Raw genomic sequence first — 16,940 nt, 5'->3', positions numbered from 1 at the left:
CGCACCCCGAACCACCCGACGCACCATCACCTCCCCCCCCACCCGCAGGAGTGCGCATGCGCCACATCCCCCACCGCCTCGCGGCACCCGTGCTCGCGCTGGCCCTCGCCGCCACCGGCCTCGGCGCCCTCACCCTCGGCACGGCCGCCCCCGCCGCCGCCCTGGGCAACGGCAACGCCCTCACCCCGCCCATGGGGTGGAACTCCTGGAACTCCCTCGGCACCGAGGTCACCGAGGACCAGGTCGTCCAGACCATCGACTTCATGGCCGCCAACGGCCTGGTCGCGGCCGGCTACAACACCGTCACCATCGACGACGGCTGGTCGCTCTGGCACCGCGACGGCCAGACCACCGACCTCGTCCGCAACGCCGACGGCGCCATGCAGCTCTACGACACCGCCGGAAACCCCGTCGCCGGCACCGACGGCATCGGCACCGACCCCACCTCCGGCCACCTCACCCCCCGCCCGGACCACTTCCCGTCACAGACCGTCAACGGGCGGACCGTCAACGGCATCGAGTACCTCGCCCAGTACGCGCACAGCAAGGGCGTGAAGTTCGGCCTCTACGCCACCGACACCTACCTCACCTGCCAGATGCACCCCGGCAGCCTCGGCCACGAGAGCACCGACGCGGGCGACTTCGTCTCCTGGGGCGTCGACTACGTCAAGTACGACGACTGCCCCTACGGCCCGCAGATCACCGGCCCGGACGGCCACGACTACTACACCCAGGGCGAGGGCAAAGAGCTCACCCGCTCCGTCTACGCCCGCGTCCAGACCTTCCAGCACGCCCTCGACGCCGCCTCCGCCGCGCAGGGCCGGCCCAAGGTCACCCTCAGCGTCTCCGCCCAGCCCGCCCACACCGGCGTCCCGTACCTGCTCGCGGCCGACGACCCGGCCCGCACCGACCCGGTGGTGCAGGCCGCCGGCACCGCGCCGTTCCAGGCTCCCGGCTACGCGCCGACCGGCGTCTGGTGCGGACAGGTCGCCAACCTCTGCCGGATCGGCGGCGACCGCGACAGCGAGCTCGACGGGGTGCTCTGGAACGGGCAGTTGCAGACCGCGCTGCAGTACCCCGGCAACGTGCGCCCGGGCAGCTGGAACGACCTCGACATGATGTTCACCGGCTGGCAGGACGTCTACGGCGCCTGGGGCACCACCGACACCTGCACCTGCCACAAGCCGTTCACCGACGACGAGTCCCGCACCGAGACCTCCGTCCTCTCGATGCTCGCGGCCCCGCTGGTCTCCGGCGCCGACCTGCGCACCGCCGCGCAGTCCCAGCACAGCGCGGACGGCCAGACCTGGTCCACCGGGATCAACGCCGCGAGCCTGGCGATCCTGAAGAACCGCGACGTCATAGCCATCGACCAGGACACCCTGGCCAAGCCCGCCACCCTGGTCGGCGCCAAGCCCGCGAACGCCACCGCGCCGGTCGTCCTCCAGCGGCGGCTGGCGAACGGCGACACCGCCGTGCTGCTCGTCAACCAGGACCCGGCCGCGAGCCACACGGTGAGCACCAGTCTGAGCGAACTCGGCCTCACCGGGCCCGGCTACACCGCCAAGGAGCTGTGGACGGGCGCGAGTTCGACCGTCACCGGCGCGCTCGGCGCCTCGGTGGCCCCGCACGGCGTGGCCCTGTACCGGCTCAGCGCCCAGGCCGCCACCGGCGCGGCCGCCGTGGTCGACGACGGCCGCTACCACGCGATCGGCGCCGGCGGCAGCGGCGGCCTCGTGCTCGAAGTGGCGGGGACCTGCAGCTCGCCGCTCGGCGCCGTCGCCGACGTCAACACCTGGTGGCCCACGCACACCTCCGAGCAGTGGACCTTCACCAGCAACCCGGACGGCACCGTGCGGATCAGCGACAACTGCGACACCGCCACCCACGCGCACACCGTGCTCGCCGCCGGCACCGACCCCGGCAACAGCGCCTACCTGCTCGCCTACTCGCCCGGCAACCGCTGGCAGGAGTGGCGGGTCACCCAGAACGGCACCACCGGCCCGCTCACCATCACCAACGTCGCCACCGGCCTGGTCCTCAACGCCCGCACCGGCACGGCGGGTTCGACCGTGACCACGGACGCGTCCGACGGCGCCGCCCCCGGGCAGGGCTGGGGCGTCGTGTCCTGACCGTCCTGCTCCGACAACGCCCTGGCCCCGGCGGGTCTCCGCCGGGGCCCGGGCGTGCGCACGCCGCCGGGCGTTCCTCCACCACGACGCCTCCGCCGAGGTGGTCCCGGCCGTCACCGCGCATCCGTCACCGCGCATCCGCCGGCCCGGAGCCGGGCGCAGCCGGCGCGGCGGGCTCCGGCAGGGTGCGGAACAGCAGCCAGCTCAGCACCGGCATCAGCACCAGCGGCAGCAGGGCCGTGCGCAGCGAGGTCGCGTCGGCGAGGCCGCCGATGACCGGGCTCGCCAGGCCACCGATGCTGACGGTCAGGCCCAACGTGATCCCGCTGGCGGTGCCGATCCGCGAGGGCAGGTAGTCCTGCCCCAGCGTGACCTGCAACGAGAAGGGCACGTACAGGCCCGCCGAGGTCAGCGCCACGAAGACGTACAGCGCCGGGCCCGGCACCAGCAGCACGCCCGCCACGGCCACCGCCGCGACCAGGTACGACCAGCGCGCCACGGCGACCCGGCCCCAGCGGTCCGCCAGGGCGCCGCCCAGCACCGAGCCCACCGCGCCGCCCGCGTACAGCACCACCAGCGCCGCGGTGCCCGCCGCCGTACCGCCGCCGACCCGCTGGGTGGCGAACAGCGCGAGGAAGGTGCTCAGGCCGGTGAAAGCGATCGAGCGGAACACCACGGCCAGCGACAGGCGTACGAACGAGGCCCGGTCGTCGGCCCCGGCCACCGGCGCCGGAGCCGTCCCGGCGGCCCGCCGACGCTCCAGTTCGCGCAGCACCGGCAGGCACAGGACGGCGCCCGCGAGCGCCGGCAGCACCAGCAGCGGGGTCAGCCGCAGGCCGCCGGCCGAGACCACCACGGACACCAGCAGCGGGGCCGCCGCGAAGCCCAGGTTGCCGCCCAACGAGAACCAGGCCATCCCCCGGTGGCCGTCCCGCGCGGCCAGCCGGGCCACCCGGGCGGACTCCGGGTGGTACGCGGCCACCCCGACCCCGGACAGCGCCACGAACGCCAGGGTCAGCGGGTACGAGCCGCTCACCCCGCTGAGCGCGATGCCCACGCCGCCCACCAAGGTGCTGACCGGCAGCAGCCAGGGCAGCGGGCGGCGGTCGGTGATCGCGCCGAACAGCGGCTGCGCCACCGAGGAGAGCAGGGAGGCGGCGAGCACCACGCCCGAGACGGCGGCGTAGCCGTAGCCGCGCTCGGCCACGAAGAACGGGACCAGGGCGGCCACCGCGCCCTGGTAGACGTCCACGCAGGCGTGTCCGAGGGACAGCAGGGTGATCGAGGAGTCCCGCTTGCCGGGTGTGCTCTTCGGATGGTCAGGCGTACTCGGCGTACTGGAGGTGTTGGACGCACTGGGCGTAGTGATCGGCGGGTTGTCCGGCGTTGTCTTCGGCATGCCGACATGCTCGGCGCGGCGGCACCTGTCGGGCTTCCGATAATCTGCCAGGTGATGCCGAACATCCGCCACGACCCCGTCGCCCCGACCCGCGTTCAGCGGCTGGCGTCCGGCGCCGGGATCGACGCCCACCGCCACGACGACCACCAGATCGCCTACGCGGCCAGCGGCGTGCTCGCCATCACCACCGACGCCGGCTCCTGGGTCGCCCCCGGCACCCGCGCCATCTGGGTGCCGGCCGGCACCGTGCACGCCCACCAGGCCCACGGCGAACTGGACCTCCACCTGGTCGGGCTGCCCGCCACCGAGAACCCGCTCGGCCTGGACCGGCCGACCGTGCTCGCCGTCGGGCCGCTGCTGCGCGAGCTGATCGTCGCCTACACCCGCACCCCCGAGGACGACAGCCCCGAGCGGACCCGGCTGCGCGCCGTCCTGCTCGACCAGCTGCGCGCCTCCCCGCAGCAGCCGCTGCACCTGCCCGCCCCCGCCACACCGCTGCTGCGCGCGGTCTGCGACCGGCTCCGCGCCGATCCGGCCGACCAGCGCACCCTCACCGAACTGGGCCGGGCGGTCGGCGCCAGCGACCGCACGCTCTCCCGGCTCTTCCGGGCCGACCTCGGCATGACCTTCCCGCAGTGGCGCACCCAGCTGCGGCTGCACCACGCACTGGTGCTGCTCGCCGAGGGCCTGCCCGTCACCACGGTCGCGCACCGCTGCGGCTGGTCCTCCGCGAGCGCCTTCATCGACGTCTTCCGCCGCACCTTCGGCCACACCCCGGGCCGCCACCCCGCGTACTGACCCCGAATCGTCCGCCGCTGGTGGCAGGGTGGGGAGCATGTGCGGTCGTTTCGTCTCCACCACCACGCCCCAGGACCTCGTCGCCCTGCTCGGGGAACTGCGCTGGGATCCGGCCGAGTCGTTCGCGCCGAGCTGGAACGTGGCGCCCACCGACCCGGTGCCCGCCGTCCTGGAACGCGTCGACCGGGAGAGCGGCGAGCTGCTGCGGCAGCTGCGCCCGCTGCGCTGGGGCCTGGTGCCGTCCTGGTCCAAGGATCCCTCCGGCGGCGCCCGCATGATCAACGCCCGCTCGGAGACCGTCCACCTCAAGCCCGCCTTCCGCAAGGCCTTCACCACCCGGCGCTGCGTCATCCCCGCCGACGGCTACTTCGAGTGGCGCGAGGTCCCCGCCACCGCCGACCGGAAGACGTACAAGCAGCCGTACTTCCTCAGCACCGGCTCGGTCATGCTGATGGCCGGCCTGTACGAGTTCTGGCGCGACCACACCCGGCCCGAGGACGACCCGGCGGCCTGGCTCGCCACCGCCACCGTCATCACCACCGACGCCACCGACAGCGCCGGGCGCGTCCACGACCGGATGCCGCTCACCATCGCCCCCGACGACCTGGCCAACTGGCTCGCCCCCGACCTCACGGACTCCGACGAACTCCACCACCTGCTGCGCCGCCCCGCCGACGGCGCCCTGCGGGTGCGGGCCGTCTCCCCCGCCGTCAACAGCGTCCGCGCCAACGGGCCGGAACTGCTCGACCCCGCCCCGGACCCGCTGGGACTGGCGGACTGACGCCGCCCGGCCGTCAGGCGATCCGGCCGGCCAGCCCGGGGTAGTCGAGGACCAGGCCGTCCCGGTCCAGCACGAGGTCGCTGCGGAAGTCCCCGGAGGCGTAGCGGACGGTGGCCCGCCCGCCGTCCAGGCCGAGGTGGGTGTAGGTCTGGCGGGAGGGGTGCACCGTCAGGTCGGGCACCCGGATCCACGCCATCAGGAAGTGCCGCTCGCCCGGGCCCCGGTGGAGGCCGTGGCGCAGCACCGGCGGGGTGTTGGTCACCGGGGAGAGCCCGAGGTCGCAGTCCAGCGCGCCGGCCAGGTCGGGCCGTTCCACGCCGTCGACGCTCCAGCGGCCGCCGTCCTGACGCAGTTCCAGCTCGCGGACGCCGTCGGCGGTCTCGGCCCGGACCCGCATCCGCCGGGTGACGAACCCCTCGCCGGTCTCCAGTTCGTACGTCAGCCAGTACGGCGCGGGCCGCGCGGCGGCGACCCGGCCGCGGGCGTGCAGGGCGGCGGCACCGAGCTCGACCCAGGACGTCTCCAGGCCGCCCGTCTCGGCGACCTGCCAGGTGGGAACGGTGTGCGTGATCATCCGCGTACGCTACCGTCCGGTACCGACAGGCGCGCGCCCCCTCCGGGCGACCGGCGGGATCCGGTGACACGGCGCCCGCCCGCGACTACGGTGGGCGGGCGGAACCGTACGTGGGGGTGAGGGCGCCGAAGTGTTGATGTCCAGGACGACGCATGTCCGGCCCGAGGGCGGCCTGCCCGACCACGAGGCCTTCGACCAGCGGCGCCGCCCGGTCTCGCCCGCCACCGCCGGGAACCCGCACGCCGAGCAGCGGGCGGCCGTACTGCCGCCCGAGGCGGCGCGGGCCGCGCTGACCGTCGAGGCGAGCGCCCCCGCTCCCAACCTGCCGCCCCGCGCCGCGGACCGGCTCGTGGGCCGCGACGGCGCGTTGCGGGCGATCGCCGAGGCGCTGTCGGACGGCGACGGCAGCGGGCTGGTCACCCAGGCCACCACGCTGCACGGCCTCGGCGGGGTCGGCAAGACCACCGTCGCACTGCACTACGCCTACGCCGAGGCCGCGCACTACCGGCTGATCTGGTGGATCACCGCCGAGTCCGAGGAGCAGCTCGCCGAGGCCTTCGCCGACCTCGCCGTCCACCTCCACCCCACCTGGGCCCTCACCGCCCCGCCCGGCCAGCAGGTCGAGTGGGCGCTCGCCTGGCTGCGCGCCCACGACCGCTGGCTACTCGTCTACGACAACGCCGAGGACCCGGTCCACCTCACCCCCTACCTCGGCCGTCTGCTCGGCTGCGGCCACCAGTTGGTCACCAGCCGCCGCGCCGGCGGCTGGCACCCCGGCATCCACCCGGTGCGGATCGACGTCCTCGACGCCCCCGAGGCCACCCGACTGCTCTGCGGCGCCGCCCACCCCGGGGCGCGGGCCGAACAGGCCGAGGTGCTCGCCCTCGCCGACGAACTCGGCCACCTGCCGCTCGCCCTCGCCCAGGCCGGCGCCTACGTGCAGCAGACCGGCACGACCTTCGCCGCCTACCGCGAGCTGCTGCGCACCAGCAGCCGGGACCGCCCTGACGCCGGCTCCGGCTCCGACTCCGGTACTGGCTCCGGCGCGGTGGCCACCGTCTCCCGGCTCTGGCACACCACCCTGCGCGCCGTCCAGGCCACCGCCCCGTTCGCCGTCGAGCTGCTGCGCACGCTCGCCTGGTACGCCCCCGAGGCACTGCCGCGCGAAACCCTGACGCCCTTCGGCGCGCGCCGCCCGGCCGAGGTCGACTCCGCGCTGCGGCTGCTCGCCGACTACAACCTGATCACCCTCGGCGAGACCGTCACCGTGCACCGCCTGCTCCAGGGCGTGCTGCGCCGTTCCGACGGCGCCCGCCCGCTGCGTCGGCGCGCCGAACAGCAGCTCGCCGAGGCCGCCGCCCGGCTCTGGCCGACCGCCGGGCCCCGGCTGCGCCGGGCGCTGCTGCCGCACATCCGCGAGCTGGCCGCCGGCGGCCCGTCCGATCACCCCACCCCGCAGACCGTCGCGCTGTACCGGCTGGCCGCCGGCGAGCTGACCGACCGGGCCCAGCGGGTGTTCGCCATCCCGCTGGTCACCGCGATGACCGACGGCCAGACCCGTCTGCTGGGCGCCGACCACCCCGACACCCTGGCCACCCGGGGTCGGCTCGCCGAACTCCACACCCGGGCCGGCGATCCGGCCCGGGCCGTCGCGCTCTGCCGGGCGGTGGTGGCCGACCGCACCCGCCTCCAGGGCCACGACCACCCGGCCACCCTCGCCGACCGCAGCACCCTCGCCCACGCCTACCGCAAGGCGGGTGAACACCGGTGCGCCGTCGAGGAGTTCCGCGCGGTGGTGGCCGACCGGGCCCGGGTGCTCGGCGCCGACAGCCGGGAGACCCTCACCAGCCGCGCGGGCCTGGCCTACGCCCTCCAGGTGGCCGGCCAGCACCAGGCGGCGGTGGCGGAGTTCGAGCGGCTGCTGGCCGACGCCGGCCGGGTCCTGGACGACCCCGACCACCCGGACATCCTGGCCCACCGCAACGGGCTCGCGTACGCCCAACTCACCGCCGGTCAGCACCGGTTGGCCATCACCCTGTACGAGCAGGCGGTGGCCGACCGGGCCCGGGTGCTCGGCGCCGACCACCCCGACACCCTCACCAGCCGCGACTGGCTCGCGGCCGCCCACGTCGTCGCGGGAGACCACCGGGCCGCGGTCGCCGGGTACGAGGCGCTGGTCGCCGACCACGTCCGGGTCCAGGGGCCGGACCACCCGCAGACCCTCTTCGCGCGCGGCCGGCTGGCGACGGCCCACTGCGAGGCCGGGCACCCGACCTCGGCGGTCACCCGGTTCACCGATCTGGTCGGCGACTACACCCGCGTCCTCGGGCCCGACCACCCCCACACGCTGGACGCGCGCAGCGGTCTCGCCCACGCCCACCGCGAGGCGGGCCAGCTCCGGACGGCGGTGGACGAACACCGGGCGCTGGTCCGCGACCGCGCCCGCGCCCAGGGGCCGGACCACCCCGGCACGCTGGAGGAGCGCAGCGACCTCGCCTACGCGCTGCGCGTCGCGGGCCGGGCCGGCCGTGAACTGGCCGAGTTCGAGGACCTGGTGGCCCACCGCGCCCGCGTCCAGGGCCCGGACCACCCGGACACCCTGGACGAACGGTCCAACCTCACCCGCACCCTGCTGCTCGCCGGGCGCCCCCGCACGGCGCTCGCCGAATGCCAGCGGCTCCTCGCCGACCGCGAGCGGGTCCACGGCCCCGACCACTACGAGACCTTCGAGGCTCGGCTGAGCCTGGCCCGGGCCTTCGGCGACGCCGGCGACCACCGACACGCGGCGGAGCTGTGCGACCGACTCGTCGCCGACCGGCTGCGGGTGCTCGGCGCCGACCACCCCGCCGTCCTCCACACCCGCGGCTGGCAGGCCTGGCTGCACGGCGCGGCGGAGCACCACCGGCGGGCCGTGGAGCTGCGCGAACGGCTGGTGGCCGACTACGACCGGGTCCACGGCCCCGACCACCCGCAGACCCTCAACGCCCGCACCGGCCTGGCCTACGCCCTCCAGAGCGCGGGACGGATCCGGGAGGCGCTCGTCGAGCGCGAACGGGTGCTGGCCGACCTGACCCTGGTGCTCGGCGCCGGGCATCCCACCACCCTCAGCGCCCGCCTCCAGCTGGCGCGGACCCACGACGAGAGCGGCGACCACCCGCGCGCCATGGAGCTGTACGCGGAACTGGTCGCCGACTGCGTCCGGCTGTACGGCGAGGAGCACCCCCGCACCCTCAGCACCCGGTGGTGGCTCGCCTCCGCGCACGGGGACGCCGGGGAGCACCGGCACGCGGCGGAACTGTACGAAGCGCTGGCAGCCGACCGCGCCCGGCTCCAGGGCCCCGACCACCCGGAGACGCTCAACACCCGCCGGTGGCACGCCGACAGCTGCCGGGAGGCGGGCGACCACCGGCGGGCCGTCACGCTGTCCGAAACCCTGGTGGCCGACCAAGCCCGCGTCCACGGACCGGAACACCCCGACACCCTGGGCACCCGTCTGGTGCTGGCGCAGGCGCTCACCGCCGCCGGCCGGCACCGCCGGGCGCTGGAGCTCCACCAGGAGCTCGTCGCGGACCGGGCCCGGATCCAGGGCCCCGACCACCCGGACACCCTCAATGCCCGCTGGTGGCTGGCACACGACTGCCAGCGGGCCGGCGAGCACCGCCGCGCGGTGGAGCTGTACGACGCACTGGCGGCCGATCGCGGCCGGATCCTGGGCGCCGACCACCCCCAGACCCTCACCGCCCGCTGGTGGCAGGCGAACGGTCACCAGCGGGCCGGCCACCACCGCCGTGCAGTGGAGCTGTTCGACGCGCTGGTGGCCGACGACACCCGGATCCGCGGTGCCGACCACCCCGAGACGCTGGCCACGCGCGCCGGACTGGCCTGGGCCACCTCCACCGCGAACGACCACCGCCACGCCATCGCCCGCTACGAGGCCCTGGCCGCCGACCGCACCCGGATCCACGGCGCCGACCACCCGCTGGCCCTGGACGCCCGCGGCTCCCTGGCCTGGGCGCACGCCGAGGCGGGCGACCACCGCCGCGCCGCAGAGCTGCACTCCGCGCTGGTGGCCGACCGCACCCGGATCCAGGGCCCCGACCACCCCGACACCCTCGGCACCCGGCGCTCGCAGGCGGCGGGCCACCACGAGGTCGGCGAACTCGACCGCGCCCTGGAGCTGTACGAGGCACTGGTCGCGGACCTGGCCCGGGTCCTGGGCGCCGACCACCCCACCACCCTGGACACCCGGCTCGGCCTGGCCCAGGCCTGCCGCGAGGCGGCCGAGCACGACCGCTCGGTGGACCTGTTCCGGGCCCTGGTCGCCGACTACGAGCGGGCGCTCGGACCGGACCACCCCGACACCCTCGACGCGCGGCTCGGCCTCGCGCGGTCGGTGGTGGCGGCGGGCGACCACCCCGCCGCCGCCGAGCTGTACACGGCGCTGCTGGCCGACCAGGAGCGGGCGCAGGGCCCGGACCACCCGGACACGCTCACCACCCGGTGGTGGCAGGCCGCCGCCCACCGCGACGCGGACGACCAGCGCCGCGCGGCCGAGGCCTTCGGCGCCGTCGCCGCCGACCGGGCCCGGGTGCTCGGCGCCGACCACCCCGACACCCTCAACGCCCGCTGGTGGCAGGCCTCCTCGTACCGCGCGGGCTACGACCTCCAACGCGCGCTCGACCTCGCCGTGCCCCTGATCGCCGACACCGAGCGGGTGCTCGGGCCCGACCACCCCGACGCCCTCGGCGCCCGGTTCCTGCTGGCCTGGACGTACCGGTCGGGCGGCGATCACCGCCCCGCGACGGAACTCGACGAGGCGCTGCTGCGGGACCGGATCCGGCTCCAGGGCCCGGACCACCCCGACACCCTCGCCTGTCGCGGCAGCCTCGCCCAGGACCGCCGGCTCGCGGGCCTCCTGCACCAGGCCGAGGCCGAACGGGAGGCGCTGGCCGCCGACCGTGCGCGCATCCACGGCCCCGACCACCCGGACACCCTCCTCCAACTCTCCCAACTCGCCGAGGCCGTCCTCGCCACCGGCGAACTCGACCGCGCCACAGCCCTGTTCACCGAGCTGATCGCCCACCGGACCCGGGTCCAGGGCGCGGACCACCCGGACACCCTCGGCGAGCGCTCCGGCCTCGCCTCCGTCCACGCCTGCGCCGGCCGGCAGCGGCAGGAGATCGTCGAACGGCTGATGCTGCTCGCCGACCACGAGCGCGTACACGGCCAGGACCACCCCGACACCCTCACCGCGTGCACCGACCTCGCCCACGCCCACCGCCGCCGCTGGGAGCACGACCGCGCCGACGCGCTCTACCGCGCCCTGCTGGCCGACCGCACCCGGATCCCCGGTGCCGAACACCCCGGCGCCCTCGACACCGTCGATGCCCTCGACTCCCTCGACGACCGGGACAGCATCGCGCTCAACCTCGTCGAGGCCGGCCGGTACGCGGAGGGCGCCGACTGCTACCGGGAGGCGCTGGCCGCCGCCGAATCGGCCCTCGGCCCGGAGCACCTGCTCGCCCACGCCGTACGGTACGGCCTCGCCCAGGCGCTGCTGCTCGCCGGGGACCACGCCGGCGCGATCGCCGAACTGTCACCCCTGACGGCGGACTGGACCCGACCCGCCGGCCCCGCCCTGCCCGGCCTCGTCCGCTCCGGGTGCGTCCTCGCCGTCGCCCGCCACCTCAACGGGGAGCACGAGGCGGCGGTGCGCCTGGCCGCCACCCTCGCCGCCTGCGCGGACGACGCCCTCGGCAGCACCGACGACGCCACCCTCGCCGCCCGCGAGGCCCACGCGCTGCTGCTGGCCTGCGGCCCGCGGCCGCTGCGCGCCGTCGTCCGGCTGGAGGAACTCGCCGAGGAGTGCGCCGCGAGCCACGGCCCGCGCAACTCCCTCACCCTGAGCATCCGCCAGAGCCTCGCCCACGCGCGGCTGCGGGCCGGAGACGCCGTCGGGGCGGTGCGGGTGTACGAGGGCATCGTCGCCGACCGGCTCCCGACCGGGGCACTGGTGACCGGACACCGGCACGCCGACGACGTCGCCGTCAGCCTCGGCACCCTGCGCCCCGGGCTGCTCCCGGTGTTCCCCACCCTGGCCGTCGGCCTGGCCGCCGCGCTCGCCGCGAGCGGGCGCCGGGACGCCGCCCGGGACCTGCTGGTGTCCGTCCACACCGCGCGCCGGACCCTGATGGGCCCCGGCCATCCGCTGGCGGTGGAGAGCCGGACGGCCCTGGCCCGACTCGACGGCGGCGCAGCGCAGTCGCCGGCCCCACTCGACGGCGGCGGGCCGGAGTCGCTGCTGGCCGCACCCGTCCGCGCGGAGCTCGGGCCGGAACCGTCCGAGCCGGCCGCGCTGATCCGGTGCTCGCGCGGGTCGCGGCGCCGCTCCCCGGCGCCCGCGGTACCGAGGACGGCCTGGCGGCCCCGGCTCACCCTGCTCGACGAGCCGGCGGTGGGGGCCACCATGCGGCTGGAGCTGCGGTTGGAACCCGAGGTGCCGCGGGCCGACCCCGGCGAGCTGCCTGGCCTGCGCCTGGTGGCCGTCGCCGCCTCGGACGCCGTGCTCGATCCACCCGTCGCCGACTACAGCCCGGCCGGGGAGCCCGCCTGCTTCGCGCTGACCCCGTCCGTGCCGGGGTCGCACACCGTCCGGATCACCGTCTACGACCGGGGGCACGGCTCCGTGCTTCAGGACCTGTCCACCGTCGTCGACGTCCCGCACGTCATGCACGTCCCCCAAGTCGGCCAAGTCGGCCAAGTCCCCACCGTCACCCAAGTCCCCACCGTCACCCACATCGCCCAGGACGAGGAGTAATCGCGTGGCCCGGGACCTCCTCGTCGAGATCCGCCAGAACCCCTCCGCCGACTTCACCCGACTCCCCCGGCAACAGGCGCCGGACGCCCCGCAGGCCAAGGAGCCGGCCCCGCTGGACCTCGTGGTCTCGCTGCGCCGCCACCGCGACGACCTGCTCGTCTCCGCCTTCCGGCCCGGCGAGCGCACGCCCTGGTCCCGCCCCCACCGCGCGGAGCTGAAGGTGTCCGCCCCCGCCCTGCTCGCCCGGGCCTCCCGGCTGCGGACCATCTGGCGCGACCGCCTGGTCCAGTACGACCCGGAGCCGATCGGCGGCTACCCCTTCGCCCAGGCCGTCGACTTCAACCGGCTGGCCGGCGTCGCCGAGCGGCAGGTCGCCGAACTGGCCGAGGAGGGACGGTACTTCCTGGAGGTGATGCTCGACGGGCCGGACCGCGAACTCACCGTCTTCCGCGACTACCTCACCCGGACGCTCACCGAGAGCGGCTCGCTGCGGATCAGCTTCGACTCCGACCTCCACCTGCCCTGGCCGATGCTCGCCGTCGACGGCGGCCACGCCGACCCGTGGGCGGACTTCCTCGGCCACCGCCACCAGGTCGAGCAGACCGGCGCCGGCTACCCGCCGATCCAGCCGCCGTACCCGGCCCGCACCAGGCCCGTCACCAGCCTCAACACCGACGACCAGCTCACCGACGTCGGCCGGGCCCCCGAGGTCCGCAAACTGCTGGAGGACCGCTCCCAGCTGACCGTGCGCACCGAGTCCGAACCGCTGCTCAAGGCGCTGTCCTCCGCCGTGCTGGACGAGGACGTCATGTACTTCTGGTGCCACGGCCAGTTCGTCGCCGGCGACTCCCCGTACGAGCAGCTCGCCGTCCGGCTCTCCGACGACCGCCAGATCGACGCCGACCTGGTGCGCCGCCACCGCCGCCGGCACGCCGAGGCGCCGGACGCCATGTTCCGGCCGTTCGTGCTGCTGAACGCCTGCCACACCGGGCAGTCCACGGCCGCCGAACTGGAGCACCTCGGCCGGGCACTGGTCGACCTCGGCGCCAACGGTGTGCTCGGCCCGCAGATCGAGATCCCGCAGGTCTTCGCCGCCGAGTACGCCTTCGCCTTCCTCGACCTCTACCTGACCGGGGAGTCCACGGCGGGCGAGATCACCCAGCAGTTGGTCCGGTGGTTCGCCCGCGAGTACCGCAACCCGCTGGCGCTCACCTACTCCCTGCACTGCGGCCTCGACAGCATCCTGGAGCTGACCCCGTGACGGCGCCCACGCCCATCGCCACCGCCACCGTCGACCTGGACGAGGAGGGCCGGCTGCTCGTCCCCGGCACCCGCACGCCGGTGCCCGAGGCCCGGATCGCCCAACACCTCGCCCGGCACCTGCGCATCCCCCCGCGGGCGACCGACGTCTACGTCTACGTCCACGGTTGGCAGACCAGCCCCGCCGCCGCCGACCGCTCGGCCGCCGCCCTGCTCACCGAGGCCGCCGCCCTGCACCGGTCCGCGCCGACCTCCTACCCCGGGCTGACCAGGGGGTTCCGCCCGTGGTGCGTGGTGGTGCGCTGGCCGTCCTCCAGCCTGCCGTCGCCGGCCGGCTACCGCCGGATCCGGGCCCGGGCGCACGCCATGAGCGCCCAGGGGCAGGCCGGGCGCGTCCTGGGCCATCTGCTCGGCTACCTGGACGCCGACCGCGGCGACCCGGCCGCGCCCCGCGTCCTGGCCAACCGCAACGGCCAGTACCTGCACCTGGTCGGCCACTCCTTCGGCGGCCGCTTCCTCTGCGAGGCCGTCCAGTACGCGGCCGACCGGCCCGCCGGGCCACCGGTGCTGGGCTGGAGCCGGCCGGGCGACCCCACCCGGCCGTTCACCGTCGACAGCGCCCTGGTCTTCCAGATGGCCGCGCCCCGCGACGCCTTCACCCACCTCTTCCCCCGGCTGTTCCTCGGCCCCGGCCGCCCCGGCGCCCCGCTGCGCGGCCCGCTGGTGCTCACCCACTCCCGGTGGGACCGCGCCACCGGCTTCTGGCACCTGCGCGCCGAGGGCCGCCCGGGCATCGGCCACTCCGGCACCGGCGTCGCCCCCGTCCCCCAGTTCACCACCCGGCTGCGCCCGACCGCCTCCCCCTACCCGCACGCCGAGTTGGACCACCCGATCGTCAACATCGACGCCGCCCGGGTCTACCGCGGCGGCCTGGCCACCCGCCTCAACCCCGCGGGCGCCCACTCCGACTTCCACCACCCCGAATCCGCCCACCTGCTGCTCAGCCTCGCCTCCCACTCACGCTGACCGGGCCCGTCCAGGTCGTCCCGGTCGTCCAGGTCAGACCCTAGGCGCCGTCAGCCGGTCGGCGGATCGGCCGGGACCCAGCGTCCGGCGTCCGGCGTCCGTCCGGGTGCCCCGGCCGATCCGCTCCGGTCAGTCCTGCGGTGTGAGTGAGGCCAGGTAGGCGGTCGCCTTCGCGGGGTCGAGGAACCACTGCTCCAGGTCGGCCGGGTCGTTGAAGGCGTTGGCGAACCGGTCGGCGACGGGCGGGAGTTGACCAGCGGCGCCGAGCAGGTGCAGGACGTGCTCGGGCGGCGGCGCGAGCATCGCGTCGGCCCAGACGGTGCCGGGGCGCACCGTCCGCCAGAAGCGGTCGAAGGCGGCCCGCATGAAGTCGCGGTCGAACGGCTTGTCGCCGTGGGCGAGGATCGCGTCGAGGTAGCCGGCCGCGCACCGGGCGGCGTTGTTGGAGCCCTGTCCGGTGATCGGGTCGTTGAGGACGACCACGTCCGCGACGCCCAGCACCGCTCCGCCGCCGGGCAGTTCGCCGACCGGGTGGCGGACGGTGGGGGTGAAGCGCCCGGCGAGGGTGGCGCCGGCGTCGGTGAGTTCGAGGCCGGACCGGGCGCGGTCGTACTCCCAAGGGGTGAAGGTCTTCATCAGGTCGAGCGCCACCCGCAGGTGTTCGGCCGGGTCGCGGACCCCGTCGAAGGCGTCCGCCGGACCACCCGGGGCGGCCTCCCAGAGCAGGATGTCGCACGGACCGGCCGCGGTCAGCGCCGGCATGACGAACAGTTCGCCGACGCCGGGCACCACGTTGCAGCGGACGGCGGGGAAGTCGTGCTCGGGGCGCGGGCCGAGCCCGTACACGTAGCTGGCGGCCAGCGCGCGCTGCGGCCGGTCGTACCGGGAGCGCTCGTGGTCGCGCTCGAACATCGCGGCCAGGTCGCCCTTGCCGGCGGCGACCAGGACCAGGTCGTAGGAGCCGGAGAGGTGTTCGAGGTCGCCGACGGTCGCCGGGTGGACCACGACCCGGCCGCCGCGCCCGGCGAAGGCCTCCAGCCAGGCGGGCATCTTCAAGCGCTGGTCGACGGACTGCGCGGGCGCGTCCAAGCGCCCGACCCAGTCGATCACCCGCGCGGACTCCGGCCCGGCGACGGAGACCCCGACGCCCTCGATCCGGGGCGCGGCGTCCGCCCAGAGGTCCAGGCCGAGGTCGCGTTCGGTCCGCAGCGCGGCGTCGAACATGCACTGGGTGGACAGCACCCGGCCGCTCCTGACCGCGTCCGCGTCGCGGTCGGTCATCACCGTCACGTCGTAGCCGTGGGCCTGGAGCCCCAGGGCCAGCTGGAGGCCGGCCTGCCCCGCGCCGACGATCAGAACTCTGCGCATCGTCTCCGCTTTCCTGGTTGTACGTCCTGGCCCGGCCTCAACACCCTTCCGTCCGTGGGCTGGTGAGCCCGCGGGGGGAGGTGGGCACCGGTTGGCCGCCAGTCGCGCTGCCAGTGGCCTGGATACCAGTCATCGGGCACCCGCGTCCACGGCCCGCGCACGCCCGGCCGGGAACGTCACCGTCCGCAGTCGGATGCCGTCGAACAAGCGATTTGAAAAATTCTTCAACTTCATACATGCTGGCGAGCCGCCGACCCCCGCCCCGACCCGAGAGGACAGCCCGCGCGCATGAGCGACCACCTCCCCCCGTGCCCGTCGTGCTCCAGCGAGTACACCTATGAGATGAACGCCCTCATGGTCTGCCCGGAGTGCGGCCACGAGTGGATGCCCGCGGCAGGCGGCGCCGCCGAACCGGCCGGCCCGGGCGAGCGGGTGATCCGGGACGCGGTCGGCAACGTGCTGAGCGACGGCGACACCGTGACCGTCGCCAAGGCCCTCAAGGTCAAGGGCAGCGTCTCCGGCATCAAGGCGGGCACCAAGGTCCGCAACATCCGCCTGGTCGACGGCGTCGACGGCCACGACATCGACTGCCGGATCGAGGGGTTCGGCGCGATGCAGCTCAAGTCGAGCGTGGTCAAGAAGGCCTGACCGGGCCCGCGCCCGGCACCCCACGGCGGGGGGGGGGGGGGGGGCCGGGGGGGGGGGGGGGGCCCCCCCGGGGGGGGGGGCCCCCCCCGCCGCCCCCCCCCCCCCCCCCCCCCCCCGCGGCCCGGGGGGCGGGGGCG

At 75.7% G+C, this 16,940-nt stretch carries 10 protein-coding genes; 7 read left to right on the top strand and 3 right to left on the bottom strand.

From position 1 onward, the window contains the following. Positions 1–56 precede the first annotated feature (56 nt). The gene (locus tag ACIPLC_RS19135) at positions 57–2,132 is read left to right on the top strand and encodes a hypothetical protein (RefSeq protein WP_400474171.1); all 2,076 of its coding nucleotides are present in this window, start codon (positions 57–59) and stop codon (positions 2,130–2,132) included. Between the two features lie 127 nt (positions 2,133–2,259). Here ACIPLC_RS19135 and ACIPLC_RS19130 read toward each other — a convergent pair whose 3' ends face one another. Then, entirely contained in the window at positions 2,260–3,531 is a 1,272-nt protein-coding gene (locus tag ACIPLC_RS19130; protein WP_400474170.1) for an MFS transporter, read from the bottom strand. 54 nt (positions 3,532–3,585) lie between these two features. Between ACIPLC_RS19130 and ACIPLC_RS19125 the strand changes: the two genes are divergently transcribed. Beyond that, positions 3,586–4,329, top strand: a complete 744-nt coding sequence (locus tag ACIPLC_RS19125; protein ID WP_400474208.1) for an AraC family transcriptional regulator — start codon at positions 3,586–3,588, stop codon at positions 4,327–4,329. A 37-nt stretch (positions 4,330–4,366) separates the two neighbouring features. Continuing rightward, the gene (locus ACIPLC_RS19120) at positions 4,367–5,110 is read left to right on the top strand and encodes an SOS response-associated peptidase (protein WP_400474169.1); all 744 of its coding nucleotides are present in this window, start codon (positions 4,367–4,369) and stop codon (positions 5,108–5,110) included. A gap of 13 nt (positions 5,111–5,123) precedes the next feature. Here ACIPLC_RS19120 and ACIPLC_RS19115 read toward each other — a convergent pair whose 3' ends face one another. Then, positions 5,124–5,684: a putative glycolipid-binding domain-containing protein gene (locus tag ACIPLC_RS19115; RefSeq protein ID WP_363622887.1), complete on the bottom strand. Its 561-nt coding sequence runs from the start codon at positions 5,682–5,684 to the stop codon at positions 5,124–5,126. A 136-nt stretch (positions 5,685–5,820) separates the two neighbouring features. On the opposite strand from ACIPLC_RS19115, the gene fxsT reads away from it, so the two are divergent. From fxsT to ACIPLC_RS19100, 3 genes are read left to right on the top strand one after another with little or no spacing between them, the layout of a single operon-like run. Beyond that, on the top strand, positions 5,821–12,501 hold the full coding sequence (gene fxsT, locus ACIPLC_RS19110; RefSeq protein WP_400474168.1) for an FxSxx-COOH system tetratricopeptide repeat protein: 6,681 nt from the start codon (positions 5,821–5,823) through the stop codon (positions 12,499–12,501). A gap of 4 nt (positions 12,502–12,505) precedes the next feature. After that, positions 12,506–13,762, top strand: coding sequence for a CHAT domain-containing protein (locus ACIPLC_RS19105; protein ID WP_400335401.1), 1,257 nt, complete (start codon positions 12,506–12,508; stop codon positions 13,760–13,762). Then, positions 13,759–14,787, top strand: coding sequence for a hypothetical protein (locus tag ACIPLC_RS19100; protein WP_400474167.1), 1,029 nt, complete (start codon positions 13,759–13,761; stop codon positions 14,785–14,787). Before ACIPLC_RS19105 ends, ACIPLC_RS19100 begins: the two co-directional genes overlap by 4 nt. Before the next feature lie 129 nt (positions 14,788–14,916). On the opposite strand, the gene ACIPLC_RS19095 is transcribed toward ACIPLC_RS19100, so the two are convergent. Further along, positions 14,917–16,155 carry a styrene monooxygenase/indole monooxygenase family protein gene (locus ACIPLC_RS19095; RefSeq protein ID WP_400474166.1) on the bottom strand — a complete coding sequence of 413 codons (1,239 nt, stop codon included), beginning with the start codon at positions 16,153–16,155 and terminating at the stop codon, positions 14,917–14,919. A 288-nt stretch (positions 16,156–16,443) separates the two neighbouring features. Here ACIPLC_RS19095 and ACIPLC_RS19090 point away from each other — a divergent pair, with 288 nt between their 5' ends. Continuing rightward, positions 16,444–16,803, top strand: coding sequence for a zinc ribbon domain-containing protein YjdM (locus ACIPLC_RS19090; RefSeq protein ID WP_400474165.1), 360 nt, complete (start codon positions 16,444–16,446; stop codon positions 16,801–16,803). Positions 16,804–16,940: the final 137 nt, after the last annotated feature.

Origin of the sequence: Kitasatospora sp. NPDC086801 (assembly GCF_044745805.1) — a bacterium.
Taxonomy (GTDB): domain Bacteria; phylum Actinomycetota; class Actinomycetes; order Streptomycetales; family Streptomycetaceae; genus Kitasatospora.
Note: the sequence above shows the minus strand (reverse complement) of the source record. Positions and strands in the feature narration are given on the sequence as shown.